We start from the raw sequence: 14,713 nt of genomic DNA on the forward strand, positions 1-14,713 counted from the left end.
TCCCAACAAAAGTGCGTAGCCCGGATGAAGCGCAGCAATCCGGGATTCAGCTCACTCGCGATCCCCCGGATTACGCATCGCTCCATCCGGGCTACGATACTCTCTCCGCCGTCATTGAGGAGCTTTTGCGACGAAGCAATCCAGACCGTCACCGCGGTGGGATTCTGGATTGCTTCGCTTCGCTCGCAATGACGGCGAGAGAACACAGTTTTCTTTGGACGGTCAAATCTCCTTTTTCTGCATCGCCCCCGCAATGTAATCCGCTTGCCGGATCGCGAGCGCGACGATGGTCAGTGTCGGATTGCATGCTGCGCCGCTGGTGAACTGGCTGCCGTCCGAGACGAACAGGTTCTTGACGTCGTGGCTCTGTCCGAACTTGTTGACCACGCCATCCCGGGGCTTCTCGCTCATCCTGTTGGTGCCGAGATTGTGCGTGCTCGGATAGGGCGGCGTCGGATAGGTCACGGTGGCGCCGACGGCGTCGTAGACCGCCGCACCCTGCTTGTAGGCATGTGCGCGCATCGCGAGGTCGTTGGGATGGTCGTCAAAATGCACGCTCGCGACCGCTTGGCCGAACTTGTCCTTGACGACGGGATCGAGCGTGATGCGGTTGGTCTCCTGCGGCATGTCCTCGCCGACCAGCCACATGCCGGCCATCCTGGGATAGCCGTCGAGCGCCGCGGTGAACGGACGGCCCCAGGCGCCGGGGTTGAGGAAGGCAGCCATGAACGGCAGGCCGATCGACAGCGTCTCCATCTCGTAGCCGCCGACGAAGCCGCGCTTCGGATTGTTGGCGGCTTCGTCACGGATGATGCCGGCCATGGTGGTGCCGCGATACATGTGCACCGACTTCTCGAACACGGCGTAGACGCTGCCGGTCATGTGCCGCATGTAGTTGCGACCGACCTGGCCCGATGAATTGCCGAGGCCATCGGGGAACATGGTCGATGCGCTGTTCAAGAGCAGCCGCGGGCTCTCGATCGAATTGCCGGCGACCGCGACGATGCGCGCCTTCTGGCGCTGCATCGCGCCACTCTCGTCGGCGTACACCACGCCGGTCACCTTGCCGCCGGCGTCGTGCTCGATCTTGACCGCCATGCTGCTCGGCCGCACCTCGAGATTGCCGGTCGCCTCGCCCTTGGGGATTTCGGTGTAGAGCGTCGACCATTTCGCGCCGGATTTGCAGCCCTGGAAGCAGAAGCCGATCTGCTGGCAGGCACCGCGTCCATCGCGCGGCTGGCTGTTGATCGCCATGTTGCCGGTGTGCACGGTCTTGTATCCGAGCTTCTTCGCGCCGGCTTCGAGCACCTTGAAGTTGTTGTTGCCGGGAAGTCCGGGAATGCCGTTGGTGCGCGTCACGCCCATCTTGTTCTCGGCCTTGGCGTACCATGGCTCCATTTCGGCAAGCGTGACCGGCCAGTCCAGCAGGTTCGCGCCGGGAATGTTGCCGTAGGTGCTCTTCACCTTGAATTCATGCTCGTCGAAGCGCAGTGACGCGCCGGCCCAATGGGTCGTCGAGCCGCCGACCGCCTTGACGATCCAGGCGGGAAGGCCCGAAAAATCCTTGGCGACGCGCCATGTCCCCGACGTGGTGCGGGCGTCGGTCCAGGCGAGCTGGGAAAAGCTCTCCCACTCGTCGTTGACGAAGTCCTGGTTCTCGATGCGGGGACCTGCTTCGAGGATGACCACCTTGACGCCCTTCTGCGCGAGCTCGTTGCCCAGCGTGCCGCCGCCGGCACCGGAGCCGACGATCACCACAACGCTGGAGTCGTTCAGATCGAATTTTGCCATATGCGTTCTCCTGAACCGTTGGGTGAGCCTTAAGCCTTCGGCAGCCAGTCGATGTCGGCAAAGCCGCGGTTGATGTAGCCGCCGTGCTCGGCGGAGGAGCCTTCGTAGCCGAACCGCGGCCAGACCTCTTTTTGGTTGTAGAGCGACACGACGAGGTCGCCGCGCACCTTCTGGAAGAAGTGGCTCTGCTCGATCTCCTTCAGCAGCACCACGCGGTCGGCTTCCCATGGCACTTCGGCGTAAGCCACCTTGTGGCGATCCCGCGCATTCTGATCGAGCCGCGTGATGCCGTCGCTGATCAGCGATTTGACGGCGGGATCTTTCGCTGCCTTGCCGTCCCACGGCTTGATCGCGATGATGTAGTAGCTGTCGCCGAGGGCATCGTGCGGATAGATGTCGCGCGCGATCTTCAGCAGCGTCTTCATCGTCGCTGGTGACAGCGCGCTCGCATCATCCGCCCAGGCATCCTCGATGCTGACGGCGACGCTGGTCGCCACAGCGACGACCGGTACGGCTGTGGCCGCGCCCTTGAGAAAGACGCGGCGGCTGTGCTTGCTTCGACGATCTATTTCTCTCATGGCATTCCTCCGTAGATTTTTTGATTTGGATTTTTGTGATTTTGATCAGCCGAAACGACCCCCTCGCTGGATCACCTCGATCTTGTAGCCATCGGGATCGCTGACGAAGAAGAAGCGCGCCAGCGTCTTGCCGTCGTGCTTGAAGTCGCGCAGCGGTCCCGGTGCGAGCTTCTCGCGCTCGAAGCGGGCATGTTCGGCATCGAGATCCTCGACCACCACGGCGATATGTCCATAGCCGTCGCCGAGCTGGTACGGCTCCTTGCGATCGAAATTCACCGTCAGCTCCACCTCGAAAGGTGAGGAGGGATGACGCAGATAGATCAGGGCAAAGTCCGAAAACTTCAGATGGTCGGCGACCTCCAAGCCGAAGGCGCGCTTGTAGAAGTCGAGTGAGCGGGCCTCGTCGAGCACGCGGATCATGGAATGAACGGGCTTTGCCATTCAATTCAGCTCCTTCAGGTAGGTAATGATGGCGGTGCGCGTCTCCGGCTTCGCCTGCCGGTAGACCATGGTCACGCCGGGAATGACGGCTTGCGGATTGCTCAGCCAGGCGTCGAGCCTGGGCTCGTCCCAGGCGAAGTCCGCTTTCGACAGCGCCTCCGAATATTTAAAACCTTCGGTCTTGCCGGCGGGACGGCCGACGACCTTCACCAGCGGTGGGCCTTGCCGCGCCGGCTCTGACAGGCTTGTCGTGTGGCACACCGCGCATTGCTGTTTGAACAGCGTCGCGCCATCCGGCGGCTTGGCGGCCGGCAAGGGCATTTGCGCATCGGCAACCCGCGTCACCAGCACCATCGCGGTGCACAATCCCAGCACGACTGCGCGCATCGCCAAGAATCCGCCCATCCACATCAACGTGCGCAAACTCTAGGCGGCGTCAAAGATGCGGTGGTAGTAGCGGGCTGTTTCGATTGCGCGCGGAGACACTGGCGGCCGCGTGTGTTCCGCAATGCCTTATATGCGGAGCACAATTCCGCGAAACCGCCGTCAAATCCCTAAACGATCACCACACCATGCGCATTGCATGACGATTGCGCCGCTCGAACTCTCTACGCGATGCAATGACCCGGTGCAGGTGAGCGGCGCAGGATGCAGCCGAGCCATTCGTCGCGGTAAAATCCAGGAGAAATGGATGAAGTTGGTGAAGACCTCGATGATCGCATGCGCTCTGTCGGCTCTGATTGCGACGCCGGTTCTCGCGCAAGGCGCGCCACCCGCCAAGACAGGCGGCACCGTGCAAGGCAAGCCGATGCAAGGCAGCACCATGGGCAGCGGGGATGAGGAGATGAATGCTCAGCCGGGCACGGCGGGCGAGAAGACGGGCATGAAGTCGACCAAAGGCACCAGGGGTACGGTCGGCACCACCGGTAGCGCTGCGCATAAGGGAACCGCCGACGATTCCGCGACGGGCGGTGCAGCCCCGAGCAAGCGCTACTAGTCCCGCCGGGTGAAGCAAGAAAACTCCGGTCGCCCCGCGGCCGGAGTTTTTTGACCGGGTCTGCTTTGCTAGTCGTCGAAGCGGCCGCCGCCCCGCCCTGCCTTGATGTCGCTGCGGCGCTTCTTGCCGTCGAGCCGGCGCTGCTTGGAGCCAAGGGTCGGCCGTGTCGCGCGGCGCGGCTTCGGCCGTATCATCGCCTCGGTCAGGATCTCGGTGAGCCGGTCGATGGCGTCCTGGCGGTTGCGTTCCTGGGTGCGGAAGCGCTGGGCGTGGATCACGATCACGCCGTCCTTGGTCATGCGCTGGCCGGCGATGCGAGCGAGCCGGATCACCGCATCCTCCGGCAAGGTCAGCTTGCGCGTGTCGAAGCGCAGCTGCGCCGAGGTCGAGACCTTGTTGACGTTCTGCCCGCCCGGGCCGGAGGCGCGGACGAAGCCGATCTCGATGTCGTCCTCGTCGATGACGAGATCGCGGGATATCCGCAGCATGATGGCACCATTCGTGATGTCCGGACATATCGCGGACGTCCACGTTCGGCAATGGCGCATCCTGGAAACGCAAATGGCCGGGCGAGCCCGGCCATTTCAGGAAACGTCAGGGGACGTCAGTTCGACTTCGTCGCCGGTGCCGCGGCCGGTTGCGCGGCGGCCTGCGGGGCGCGGCCGACGACGACCGTCAGCAGGCCCTGGCCCCAGAGCCGCTCGGCGGCGACCTTGGCATCATCCAGCGTCACCGCATCGACGAGGGCATTGCGCTTCTCGATATAGTCGATCGGCAGCTTGTCCTGCTGGTACTGCAGCAGCGCCTGGGCGAGCTTGGAGGAGGTGTCGAGCGCCAGCATCTGCGAGCCCTTGAGGTAGGACTTGGCCTCGTCGAGCTCCTTCTGCGTCGGGCCCTCCTCGGCGATGCGGCGTACCTCCTTCTCGATGGCGTCGATGGTGTCGCCGGCACGGTCGGCGCGGGTGCCGGTATTGCCGATAACGACCGCCGAATGCTCCATCCAGAGCAGCGATTCGAACACCGAATAGGCGAGGCCACGCTTCTCGCGCACCTCGCGATAGAGCCGCGACGACAGTCCGCCGCCGCCGAGGATGTGGTTGACGACATCGGCCGCCATGAAGTTGGGATCGCTGCGCTTCACGCCGGGGCCACCGAAGGTGATGACGGTCTGCGGCACGTCCAGTGGAACGAAGGCGCGCTGTGGCGGCTTGGCCGCCTCGATGTCGGGAACCGGCGTGAGTTTGGCTTTTGCGGGCAGGCTGCCAAAAGTGTGGTCGAGCAGCTTGCCGAGGGTCTCGGGATCGACGTCGCCGACCACCGCGATCTTCAGCCCATCCTTGGCGAGCACGCGGCCGACATAATCCTTCAGATCGGCGACCGTGAGGGTCGGCACGCTGTCCAGCGTGCCATTGGTCTGCCGGCCATAGGGATGGTCGCCGAACGCGACCTCCAGGAATTTGCGGCTCGCCAGCGACGACGGATTGGTGGTCTCGCGGCGCAGGCCCGAGATCACCTGTGAGCGGATGCGCTCGACGTCGGCGGTGTCGAAATGCGGCGAGGTCAGCGCGGTCCTGAGCAGGTCGAAGGCTTCGTCCTTGTTGTCGCGCAGCATCCGCAGGCTGCCGCGGAACGTATCGCGGGTGGCGCTGAAGGAGAGCTCGATGGCGCGGCGGTCGAGCCGCTCATGGAAGGTCTTGGAGTCGAGATCGCCGGAGCCTTCGTCGAGGAGGTCGCCGACCAGGTTGGCGACGCCGGACTTGTCCTTGGGATCCTGCGCCGAGCCGCCGGCAAAGGAATATTCCATCGCGATCAGCGGCACGGTCGCATCCTGTACGAACCAGGCTTCGATGCCGCCCGGCGAGGTCAGGTGCTGGATCTTTGCGGCTGCCTGTGACGGCGACACCGTAGCGAGCGCGAGTGCCGCGCCGGTGGCAAGCGAGAATGCAACGCGTCGAAGGAAGGGATAGGTCACGAACGCTTCTCCTCGCGCTTGGCGGCACCGGTGTCCTTGATCAGATAGCCCGTCACCGAGCGCTTCTTCTCGAGCCATTTCTGCGCGACAGTGCGAACCTGCTCAGCGGTGACCGCGCGAATGCGGTCGGGCCAGCTCCTGATGTCCTCGATCGAGAGGCCCGTGGTCAGCGCGCCGCCATACCACCGCGCCAGCACCGCCTGGTTGTCCTGGGCGTAGATCGCTTCCGCAATGAGCTGGGTCTTGACCCGCTCGAGGTCCTCGGCGCGGATCGGGTTCTGGGCGATGTCGGCGATGACGCCGTCGACCACCTGCTCGACATCGGCAAAGCTGACGCCCGGTTTCGGCGAGGCCGAGATCGAGAACTGGGTCGGGTCGAGCGAGATGCTCGAATAGCTGGCGCTGGCGGAGACCGCGAGCGGCTTGTCGACCACGAGGGCGCGGTAGAGATAGGAATTGCTGCCGCTGCCCATCAGCTGCGCCAGCACGTCGAGGGCTGCGCTCTCGCCGGCTGCGGCCGTCGTTGCGGAAGGTGCCAGATAGTAGCGGCGCAGGCTCGGCTGCTCCACGAGCGGGTCGGCCAGCGTGACGGTGCGCGGGGCGGCGGGCTCGGGCTCCTGCGGGCGCACGCGGCGCGCCGGTATCGCGGGCTGGGCCGGAATGGCGCCGAAATTGCGCTCGACCAGCGGACGGATGTCGGCCGCTTCGACGTCGCCGGCGATCACCAGGATCGCGTTGTTCGGCGCGTAGAAGCGGCGGTAGAAGGCGAGCGCATCCTCGCGATCGAGCTTCTCGATCTCCTGGTGCCAGCCGATCACCGGCCGGCCGTAGGGATGATTGAGATAGAGCGCGGCCATGATCTGCTCGTTGAGCCGCGCATCCGGATTGTTGGCGACGCGCATGTTGTACTCTTCGAGCACGACGTCGCGCTCGGGCAGCACGTTCTCGTCCTTGAGGATCAGGCCGGTCATGCGGTCGGCCTCGAACTCCATCATGGTCGGCAGCTGCTCTTTCGGCACGCGCTGGTAGTAGTTGGTGTAGTCGACCGAGGTCGAGGCGTTCTCGTTGCCGCCGACGCGGAGCACGGTCTGGGAGAATTCGCCGACCGGATGCTTCGACGTGCCCTTGAACATCAGATGTTCGAGGAAGTGCGCGAGTCCGGATTTGCCCGGCGTCTCGTCGGCCGAGCCGACCTTGTACCAGATCATCTCCGTGACCACGGGCGTGCGGTGGTCCGGGATCACCACGACCTGCATGCCGTTGGCGAGCGTGAAGCTGGCGGGCGGGGCCGATGTCACCGTGGTCTGGGCAAGGGCGGCGCCGGTTGAGAGGACACTCGTCGAAAGCAGCGCGGCGAGGAGGCAGGCGGCCGATCGGTAAGAGGACATCATAATCCTTATGAAAAGGCCGAGCCCGGATGTCCGGCTCGGAGGCACGGCATGCTACACCGTGCGGCTGAGGCTTCGCGTCACGAAGCAGAGAACTCAACACGTAGGCAAGTTACTGATTGGCAATTTGCAGACCGCGTCCGGCGTGCATAAGCCGCCGGTGCCAGGTTGGCGCCTGTCAGGATGTCGCGGTGGGGCAGGAAGGCTATTATTCCTTGTCCTTGCCCGACATGATGTCGAAATAGGTCCGGCGCGACTTGTCCTCTCCGGCGCCATAGGCATAGCTCGGGGAAGGCGTCTGATAGCCCGGCGGCGGCTCGACCAGCGACTGGCGCGGCGGCTCGCTGGTGAATTGCTTGGTCTCGCCTTTGCCGCCCTTCATCATGTTCCACAGGCTGCCGGTGAAACCGAGTTCGGAGGGACTGAGCGACGGGTTACCATTGGTGCCCGGCTGGATCGGATCATTGCTTGTACGGGGGGCTGCGGCGACCTCGCCGGCCTTCATCTCGGCGGGCGTCAGAGGCCGGGCGGCCTGCCAGTTTTCGGTTGCCTTGGTAGCCTTCTTGCGCGCGGCAATCGCCTCCTTGCGGCGCTTCTCCTCGGGGTCCTTGGGCCAGTTCGGCGCATTCTTGGCCTGGGTCGCGGGAGGCGGCAGGTCCAGCTTGGGCGGCACGACCAGCGGGGAGCGCTCGCGGTATTCGATGCCGGGCTTTTCCATGCTCTTGGCGCCGATGCCGGACATCAGATTGTCGATGATCTTCTCTTCGAAGGTCATCCCGTCATCATCATCGTCGTCGTCACCGGCACGGACCGGGCCTGCCGTCATGACGAGGCCGATGCCGAGCGCGACAGCGGACAATTTCAACGCCCGCCAGAACCCCGCCTTGGGGTCTCGAACCATCGAACCGCTGGTCTCGGAGCTGCGCATCACTGTACCTGTTCCATATTGTGGCAGATTGCTGCACTTTGCCGCTCTCACGCGGCCAATCCTCGCAAAAAGCAGGGTTCCACCTGCCGGTCCGTATCGGCCGGGATCAGGGCGCTTTTGCGGCGGGTACCCCCAGGAATGAATCATACAATAGCGCCGCCACCCCGACAACGATGGCCACGTCCGCGAGGTTAAACACGTACCAATTATAGGTATTTCCGCCGATCTCGATGTGGAACAGGGCGAAATCGACCACCGCGCCGTAGGCGAAGCGGTCGATGCCGTTGCCGATCGCGCCGCCGATGATCAGCCCGAGTGCGACGGTCGCCAATAGGGTGTGTGAGCGGGCCATCCAGATCGCCAGGGCGACCACGGCGACGACCTTGACCGCCATCAGCGCGATCTGCGCCGACTGGCTGTCGTTCTGGAGCCAGCCGAAGCTGATGCCGATGTTCAAGGCCAGCACCAGGTCGAAGAACGGCGTCACCTTCACCACGCCCTTACGGGCGAGGTCGAACCCGTTCAGCAGCCACAGCTTCGAAGCCTGGTCGGCCACGAGCGTGACGATGGCCGCAAGGATGCCGGCGCGGAGCGGGGTCATGGCCGTCCGATCAGACGCTCACGCCCAACGCCTTCCATTCGCGCAGCGCCTGGGCGTCGCGCGGGGTGACGTCGGGGTATTCAGGGTCTTCACCGACCATGGGCGAGATCTTCCAGGAGCGGGCGCATTTGGTGCCCACGGCCTTCTCGACGACGACCGCGACGCCGGGCACCACATCGAGACGGAACGCGCCCGCAGGCGCCTCGCCCTCGCGCACCTCGTAGTTCGAGGTGATGCAGATTTCGGCGAGGTCGGTGTCGAACAGCGTCATCAGCACGTTCCGGTCGGCGACATAGATCACCGGCGAGGCCTCGAGCGAGGAGCCGATGTTCTTGGCGGCGCGTTCGAGCTCGAGCGCGCCGGTGACGACGCGGCGGACGTCGCGGATCGTCTCCCATTTCGCGGCGAGCTTTTCGTCGAGGAATGCGTCCATTGCACCGGGGAACACCGTGAGATGGACTGACGGTTCGGCCTGCGGCCTGTACATCCGCCAGGCCTCCTCGGCGGTAAAGCTCAGAATCGGAGCGAGCCACTTCAGGACGGACTCGCACAACAGGTCGATCGTCGTCAGCGCCGCCCTGCGCGCCGGCGAGGACGGCGGATCGCAATACAGCGTGTCCTTGCGGATGTCGAAGTAGAACGCCGACAGCTCGCTGTTCAGGAACGCGGAGAGTGTGGCGACGACGGTCTTGTAGTCGAAGACGGTGTAAGCGGTGCGAATGACGGCGGCCCGCTTTGCAAGCTCGTGCAGCATCAGCCGTTCGAGTTCGGGCATCTCGGCATGAGCGACCTTCTCGCTCGCCTTGAAGTGATGCAGTGTTCCGAGCATCCAGCGGACCGTGTTGCGCAGCTTGCGATAGGTCTCGATGGTGTTCTTCAGGATCTCCGGTCCGATGCGCTGGTCGTCGGCATAGTCGGTGGCGCAGACCCAGAGGCGGAGGATGTCCGCGCCCGAATCCTTGATGACCTTCTGCGGCTCGACGGTGTTGCCGATCGACTTCGACATCTTGCGGCCGTTCTCGTCGAGCGTGAAGCCGTGGGTGAGCACGATGTCGTAGGGCGCCCGGCCGCGCGTGCCGGCGCTTTCCAGCAGCGAGGAATGAAACCAGCCGCGATGCTGGTCGCTGCCTTCCAGATACATCACGGTGTCGTTGCCGCCGTCGATCTTGCGGACGATGTTGCCGAGCTGCGGGAAGTTCTGGCGATCCTCGAGCACGAAGGCGTGTGTGGAGCCCGAATCGAACCAGACGTCGCAGATATCGTCGACCTTCCTCCAGTCCTCGCTCGCGCGGGACCCGAGGAAGCGTTCGCGGGCGCCGTCCATGTACCAGGCGTCGGCGCCTTCTTCCATGAAGGCTTCGGCGATGCGCTGGTTGACGATCTCGTCCTGCAGGATCTCGGCCGAGCCGTCACTCTTCTCGCGCACGAACACGGCGATCGGCACGCCCCAGGCGCGCTGGCGCGAGATCACCCAGTCCGGACGATTGGCGATCATGCCGTTGATGCGGTTCTCGCCCGACGGCGGCACCCATTGCGTGACCGAGATCGCGTGCAGCGCGCGGGCGCGCAGCGTGTCGCCCTTCTTCGCATGGCCGTCATCGCTGATGTCCTTGTCCATCGCGATGAACCATTGCGGCGTGTTGCGGAAGATCACCGGCTTCTTCGAGCGCCACGAATGCGGATATTGGTGCTTGAGGCGGCCGCGCGCGAGCAGCTTGCCGCCTTCGATCAGCGCCTTGATCACGGCCTCGTTGGCATCGCCCTTCTCGCCCTTGTCGTTGAGCACGCGCTTGCCGGTGAAGCCGGGGGCTTGCGTGGTAAAAGCGCCGTTCTCGTCGACGGTGTAGGGGATCGAGGTCGATATGCCTTCTTTTTCTAGCCTTCGCGCGTTTAGCATCCAAACGTCGAAGTCCTCCCGACCGTGGCTTGGTGCGGTGTGAACAAAGCCTGTACCTGCGTCATCGGTGACGTGATCACCCATAAGCAAAGGCACGGCGAAATCATATCCACCTTGCGACCTTAGCGGATGATCGCAAGTGACAATCACGCTGGCAGGGCCTGCATCAAACTCGACATCCCGAATTTTTGCGAAGTTTGTGACACGGGCTTGCTGAAAGACCTGAGCTGCTAATCTATTGGCAAGGACATAACGCTCGCCGGCCTTAGCCCAATTATCTGCAGGTGCTTCTACGACCTCGTAAAGACCATATTCGACGTGCTCTCCAAAGCTGACCGCTCGATTCCCCGGGATCGTCCAAGGTGTTGTCGTCCAGATCACTACAAAGCTGGATTTGAGATCATCCGCGATTTCGCGAAGTGGCTTTAAGTCCTTTTCTGTCGCCTGTTCGTCGATGCCCTCAACCTCTGCCTTTCGGATCGGGAATTTCACCCAAATTGCATCTGAGGTGTAGTCCTCGTACTCGACCTCGGCTTCCGCTAGCGCGGTCTTCTCGACCACGCTCCACATCACCGGCTTGGAGCCGCGATAGAGTGTACCGTTGGCCGCGAACTTCATCAGCTCGCGGGCGATCTGCGCTTCGGCCGGATAGCTCATCGTCTGATAGGGATGATCCCAGTCGCCGATGATGCCGAGCCGCTTGAACTCCTCGCGCTGCACATTGATCCAGTGCGTCGCATAAGCGCGGCATTCCTTGCGGAACGCCACCATCGCGGCGGAGTCGCGGAAATCGGGCTTCTGCTTGCCCTTCTTGCGGTAGTTCTCCTCCTCGATCTTCCATTCGATCGGCAGGCCGTGGCAGTCCCAGCCGGGCACGTAATTGGAGTCGAAGCCGAGCATCTGCTGGCTCTTGGTCACGACGTCCTTGAGGATCTTGTTCAGCGCGTGCCCGATATGGATGTTGCCGTTGGCGTAGGGCGGGCCGTCATGCAGCACGAATTTGGCGCGGCCCTGGGCTTCCCGGCGCAGCTTGTCGTAGAGGCCGATGTCGTTCCAATACTTCAGCAGTTCCGGCTCGCGCTGCGGCAGGCCGGCGCGCATCGGGAAATCCGTCTGCGGCAAATAAAGGGTCTTGGAATAGTCTTTGACTTCAGACTTTTGGGACTTTTGCGGCTTTTCGGACATGGGGCTGACTGGCTCGGAAGGGCGCGGAAACGGATAGCGACTGGAATCGCGGGGTGAAACGACAAAATCCCGGTCTTGCGCCGAGCCTTCAGGCTCAGGCGGAAGCCGGGCCGCTAATCCCTATGATGCACCGCGCAAACATGGGCTCTCCATAGCAGGGGGGCAAGGGAAGCGCAAAAGGTAGAAGCGCAAAAGGTTCGGCGGGCCGGATTTGGGCCTCAATCGATCACGCCGAGCCGCGGAAACGCGTCCGGGGCGGCGGCCAGCATGGCGCGGGCGCGGGCGGAATCGTCGTCCATCTGGCGGATCAGGGCCTCCAGGCTGTCGAATTTCAGCTCCTCGCGGATGAAGCCGACGAAGGCGCAGTCGAGCGCTTGTCCGTAGAGGTCGCCCTTGAAGTCGAACAGGAAGATTTCCAGCAGCGGCGCGCCATTATCAAAGGTCGGACGGCGGCCGAAACTCGCCACACCGTCCAGCCGCTCGGCGCCGCGGCCGACCCGCACCGCATAGATGCCGTGCTTGAGGCCGCAATTGGCATCGAGGCGGATGTTGGCGGTGGGATAGCCGAGGTCGCGGCCACGCTTCTCGCCGTGGATCACCTCGCCGGTGATGAACCAGGGCGCGCCCAGCATGGTGGTGGCCTCGTCGATGAGGCCCTCGGCGAGCGCGATCCGGATGGCGCTGGAGGAGACCGGCCGCTCGTCGATGTCGACATGGGCCTGCACGTCGACCTCGATGCCGAGCCGGGGCGCCTCGTTGATCAGGAGGCTCGGCGAGCCGACGCGACCCTTGCCAAAATGGAAGTCATAGCCGACCGCGATGCCGCTGACGCCGAGGCGCCCGATCAGGTCATGGTGAATGAAGTCTTGCGCGCTGGTCCCGGCCCTGGCCTTGTCGAAGGTCATGACCACGGCGCCGGCGAGTCCGGTGCCGGCCAAAAGCCGCAGCTTGGCCCGCTCGTCCGTCAGGCGGAATTGCGGGGTGTTCGGGCTGAAAAACCGGCGCGGATGCGGCTCGAAGGTCAATGCCAGCGCAGGGCGGCCATGCGCCCGGCCCATTTCCAGGGCGGCTGCGATCACCGCGCGATGGCCGAGGTGAACGCCATCGAAATTGCCCATGGCGACCACGGCGCCCCTCAAAATCGCGGAATCCGGCGTTGTGTCGCGGATAACGGTAAAATGCGGGACCATCAGGGGAATTCTCGAAGCGGCAGGACCTGCGGACCGTGGCTTGACCGGCCGGACGAAGTCAAGCGGCAGGGGGAGCGGCCGCATTGAACGTGATTTCAGTCCTTCGGAGGCGTCCCCAGTTAACGCGCTGTTTAAAGCCTTGGTGCTAGTCCTTGAAATGTGGAACAGCGGGGCTCCGGCCCCGGTGGGTCCGATCGTAATATTTCCTGGGTTTGCGTTGGGGGAGTCGAGATGGCGGTTGATTTGTCGATGTCGGTTCTGGTGGTTGATGACTACAGCACCATGATCCGTATCATCAGGAATCTCCTGAAGCAGCTTGGCTTCGAGAACATCGATGATGCAAGCGACGGTTCGGCGGCGCTGAACAAGATGCGTGGCAAGAAGTACGGGCTCGTGATTTCCGATTGGAACATGGAGCCGATGACGGGTTACGACCTGCTGCGCGAGGTGCGCGCCGATCCGAACCTCGCCACCACGCCTTTCATCATGATCACGGCGGAATCGAAGACCGAGAACGTGATCGCGGCCAAGAAGGCCGGCGTGAACAACTACATCGTCAAGCCGTTCAACGCGGCGACGCTGAAGACCAAGATCGAAGCGGTCTTCCCGGACATGGCGAGCGCGTAAGCGCCGCCTGACCGCACAGCAGCTCTCTATGGAGATCGTCATGCCCGGGCTTGTCCCGGGCATCCACGTTCTTGGATCCTGCAAATGAAGACGTGGATGGCCGGGGGCATAGGCGAGCGGAAGCGACGCCGTCCTTCGGACGGCTATGGCGAGCGGAAGCGACGCCGTCCTTCGGACGGCTAAGCCAGGCCATGACGGCATTCGGGTCTAAGCAATTGGTCTAAGCCCGCAGCACCTGCGCGGGCTCCACCATCACCACTTCAATTCGCGCATCAGCGCCTTCGGCGGGTGGCCGAACAACTCCATCACCGACTTCGGGTCGAGCTGGTCGAGGCCCTCGAACTCCTCGGCATGGATGCCGCGGGTGACGAACAGGCAATCGATGCCGAATTCGCGCGCGCCCGTGAGGTCGGTCCGGACGGAATCGCCGATCGCCAGCACCTTTTTCCGGTCGATCATGTGGCCCTGGCGCTCGCCGGCGAGCATCATCGCGCGCTCGTAGATCGGGCGATGCGGCTTGCCGTAGAAGATCACCTCGCCGCCGAGCTCGCGATAGAGTTCCGCGATCGCGCCGGCGCAATAGATCAGCCGGTCGCCGCGTTCCACCACGATATCGGGATTGGCGCAGACCAGCGTCAGCTTGCGCTCGCGCGCCTTCAGCATCATGCCGCGATAGTCTTCCGCGGTCTCGGTCTCGTCGTCATAGAGGCCGGTGCAGACGATGTAGTCGGCTTCTTCCAGCGGCGCGGTCGTCGCATCGAGGCCGCGATAGATCGAGTTGTCGCGCTCGGGTCCGAGCCAGAACATCTTGCGGCCGGGATGCTCGGCGACATAGAGCCGCGTCAGGTCGCCCGACGAGACGATCGCGTCATAGGTCTCGTCCGCGACGCCGAGCTTGCGCAATTGCCGTTGGACCGAGTCGGCCGGGCGCGGGGCATTGGTGATCAGGATCACCGTACCGCCGCGGCTGCGATAGGTATGCAACGCCTCGCAGGCCTCGGGGAAGGATTCCAGGCCGTTGTGAACCACGCCCCAGATGTCGCTGAGCACAACGTCAACGCCGCCCACGAGTTCGCGCAGGCTTTCGGCGAAATGCAGCGTGGTCATGATGCGTGCGG

14 protein-coding genes are annotated in these 14,713 nt (G+C 63.7%); 2 read left to right on the forward strand and 12 right to left on the reverse strand.

Going from position 1 to position 14,713, the window contains the following annotated elements; all coding sequences use genetic code 11:
• Positions 1 to 222: 222 nt before the first annotated feature.
• The 4 genes from BJ6T_RS08770 to BJ6T_RS08785 are packed head-to-tail and all read right to left on the reverse strand — an operon-like array spanning position 223 to position 3,197.
• Positions 223 to 1,791, reverse strand: coding sequence for a GMC family oxidoreductase (locus tag BJ6T_RS08770; RefSeq protein ID WP_014491953.1), 1,569 nt, complete (start codon positions 1,789 to 1,791; stop codon positions 223 to 225).
• A 29-nt stretch (positions 1,792 to 1,820) separates the two neighbouring features.
• Positions 1,821 to 2,369, reverse strand: coding sequence for a hypothetical protein (locus BJ6T_RS08775; protein WP_014491954.1), 549 nt, complete (start codon positions 2,367 to 2,369; stop codon positions 1,821 to 1,823).
• A gap of 45 nt (positions 2,370 to 2,414) precedes the next feature.
• Positions 2,415 to 2,810 carry a VOC family protein gene (locus BJ6T_RS08780; protein ID WP_014491955.1) on the reverse strand — a complete coding sequence of 132 codons (396 nt, stop codon included), beginning with the start codon at positions 2,808 to 2,810 and terminating at the stop codon, positions 2,415 to 2,417.
• A complete protein-coding gene (locus tag BJ6T_RS08785; protein ID WP_014491956.1) occupies positions 2,811 to 3,197 on the reverse strand; it encodes a c-type cytochrome in 387 nt (128 codons plus the stop codon).
• Positions 3,198 to 3,501: 304 nt separating this feature from the next.
• On the opposite strand from BJ6T_RS08785, the gene BJ6T_RS08790 reads away from it, so the two are divergent.
• The gene (locus BJ6T_RS08790) at positions 3,502 to 3,807 is read left to right on the forward strand and encodes a hypothetical protein (protein WP_014491957.1); all 306 of its coding nucleotides are present in this window, start codon (positions 3,502 to 3,504) and stop codon (positions 3,805 to 3,807) included.
• 68 nt (positions 3,808 to 3,875) lie between these two features.
• Here BJ6T_RS08790 and arfB read toward each other — a convergent pair whose 3' ends face one another.
• The 7 genes from arfB to BJ6T_RS08825 form a co-directional block, all read right to left on the reverse strand.
• Positions 3,876 to 4,295, reverse strand: coding sequence for an alternative ribosome rescue aminoacyl-tRNA hydrolase ArfB (arfB, locus tag BJ6T_RS08795; protein ID WP_014491958.1), 420 nt, complete (start codon positions 4,293 to 4,295; stop codon positions 3,876 to 3,878).
• 116 nt (positions 4,296 to 4,411) lie between these two features.
• Positions 4,412 to 5,779, reverse strand: coding sequence for a M16 family metallopeptidase (locus BJ6T_RS08800; protein ID WP_014491959.1), 1,368 nt, complete (start codon positions 5,777 to 5,779; stop codon positions 4,412 to 4,414).
• Positions 5,776 to 7,170: a M16 family metallopeptidase gene (locus tag BJ6T_RS08805; protein ID WP_430644620.1), complete on the reverse strand. Its 1,395-nt coding sequence runs from the start codon at positions 7,168 to 7,170 to the stop codon at positions 5,776 to 5,778. Before BJ6T_RS08805 ends, BJ6T_RS08800 begins: the two co-directional genes overlap by 4 nt.
• A gap of 205 nt (positions 7,171 to 7,375) precedes the next feature.
• On the reverse strand, positions 7,376 to 8,095 hold the full coding sequence (locus BJ6T_RS08810) for a hypothetical protein (RefSeq protein ID WP_014491961.1): 720 nt from the start codon (positions 8,093 to 8,095) through the stop codon (positions 7,376 to 7,378).
• 106 nt (positions 8,096 to 8,201) lie between these two features.
• Positions 8,202 to 8,696, reverse strand: coding sequence for a signal peptidase II (gene lspA, locus BJ6T_RS08815; RefSeq protein WP_014491962.1), 495 nt, complete (start codon positions 8,694 to 8,696; stop codon positions 8,202 to 8,204).
• Positions 8,697 to 8,706: 10 nt separating this feature from the next.
• Positions 8,707 to 11,778, reverse strand: a complete 3,072-nt coding sequence (gene ileS / locus BJ6T_RS08820) for an isoleucine--tRNA ligase (RefSeq protein WP_014491963.1) — start codon at positions 11,776 to 11,778, stop codon at positions 8,707 to 8,709.
• Positions 11,779 to 11,996: 218 nt separating this feature from the next.
• On the reverse strand, positions 11,997 to 12,968 hold the full coding sequence (locus BJ6T_RS08825) for a bifunctional riboflavin kinase/FAD synthetase (RefSeq protein ID WP_014491964.1): 972 nt from the start codon (positions 12,966 to 12,968) through the stop codon (positions 11,997 to 11,999).
• A 231-nt stretch (positions 12,969 to 13,199) separates the two neighbouring features.
• Here BJ6T_RS08825 and BJ6T_RS08830 point away from each other — a divergent pair, with 231 nt between their 5' ends.
• Positions 13,200 to 13,595, forward strand: coding sequence for a response regulator (locus BJ6T_RS08830; protein WP_007596883.1), 396 nt, complete (start codon positions 13,200 to 13,202; stop codon positions 13,593 to 13,595).
• Positions 13,596 to 13,847: 252 nt separating this feature from the next.
• Here BJ6T_RS08830 and BJ6T_RS08835 read toward each other — a convergent pair whose 3' ends face one another.
• On the reverse strand, positions 13,848 to 14,702 hold the full coding sequence (locus tag BJ6T_RS08835; RefSeq protein ID WP_014491965.1) for a TIGR01459 family HAD-type hydrolase: 855 nt from the start codon (positions 14,700 to 14,702) through the stop codon (positions 13,848 to 13,850).
• Positions 14,703 to 14,713 lie beyond the last annotated feature (11 nt).

It is taken from the genome of Bradyrhizobium japonicum USDA 6 (assembly GCF_000284375.1).
GTDB classification, from domain to species: Bacteria; Pseudomonadota; Alphaproteobacteria; order Rhizobiales; family Xanthobacteraceae; genus Bradyrhizobium; species Bradyrhizobium japonicum.

What these genes read in the sequence shown, in the direction of transcription:
- BJ6T_RS08810 (WP_014491961.1), bottom strand. Translation starts at nt 8,095, where the DNA reads ATGCGCAGCTCCGAGACCAGCGGTTCGATGGTTCGAGACCCCAAGGCG.
- lspA (WP_014491962.1), bottom strand. Translation starts at nt 8,696, where the DNA reads ATGACCCCGCTCCGCGCCGGCATCCTTGCGGCCATCGTCACGCTCGTG.
- arfB (WP_014491958.1), bottom strand. Translation starts at nt 4,295, where the DNA reads ATGCTGCGGATATCCCGCGATCTCGTCATCGACGAGGACGACATCGAG.
- BJ6T_RS08785 (WP_014491956.1), bottom strand. Translation starts at nt 3,197, where the DNA reads ATGCGCGCAGTCGTGCTGGGATTGTGCACCGCGATGGTGCTGGTGACG.
- BJ6T_RS08780 (WP_014491955.1), bottom strand. Translation starts at nt 2,810, where the DNA reads ATGGCAAAGCCCGTTCATTCCATGATCCGCGTGCTCGACGAGGCCCGC.
- ileS (WP_014491963.1), bottom strand. Translation starts at nt 11,778, where the DNA reads ATGTCCGAAAAGCCGCAAAAGTCCCAAAAGTCTGAAGTCAAAGACTAT.
- BJ6T_RS08835 (WP_014491965.1), bottom strand. Translation starts at nt 14,702, where the DNA reads ATGACCACGCTGCATTTCGCCGAAAGCCTGCGCGAACTCGTGGGCGGC.
- BJ6T_RS08825 (WP_014491964.1), bottom strand. Translation starts at nt 12,968, where the DNA reads ATGGTCCCGCATTTTACCGTTATCCGCGACACAACGCCGGATTCCGCG.
- BJ6T_RS08790 (WP_014491957.1), top strand. Translation starts at nt 3,502, where the DNA reads ATGAAGTTGGTGAAGACCTCGATGATCGCATGCGCTCTGTCGGCTCTG.
- BJ6T_RS08775 (WP_014491954.1), bottom strand. Translation starts at nt 2,369, where the DNA reads ATGAGAGAAATAGATCGTCGAAGCAAGCACAGCCGCCGCGTCTTTCTC.
- BJ6T_RS08830 (WP_007596883.1), top strand. Translation starts at nt 13,200, where the DNA reads ATGGCGGTTGATTTGTCGATGTCGGTTCTGGTGGTTGATGACTACAGC.
- BJ6T_RS08770 (WP_014491953.1), bottom strand. Translation starts at nt 1,791, where the DNA reads ATGGCAAAATTCGATCTGAACGACTCCAGCGTTGTGGTGATCGTCGGC.
- BJ6T_RS08805 (WP_430644620.1), bottom strand. Translation starts at nt 7,170, where the DNA reads ATGATGTCCTCTTACCGATCGGCCGCCTGCCTCCTCGCCGCGCTGCTT.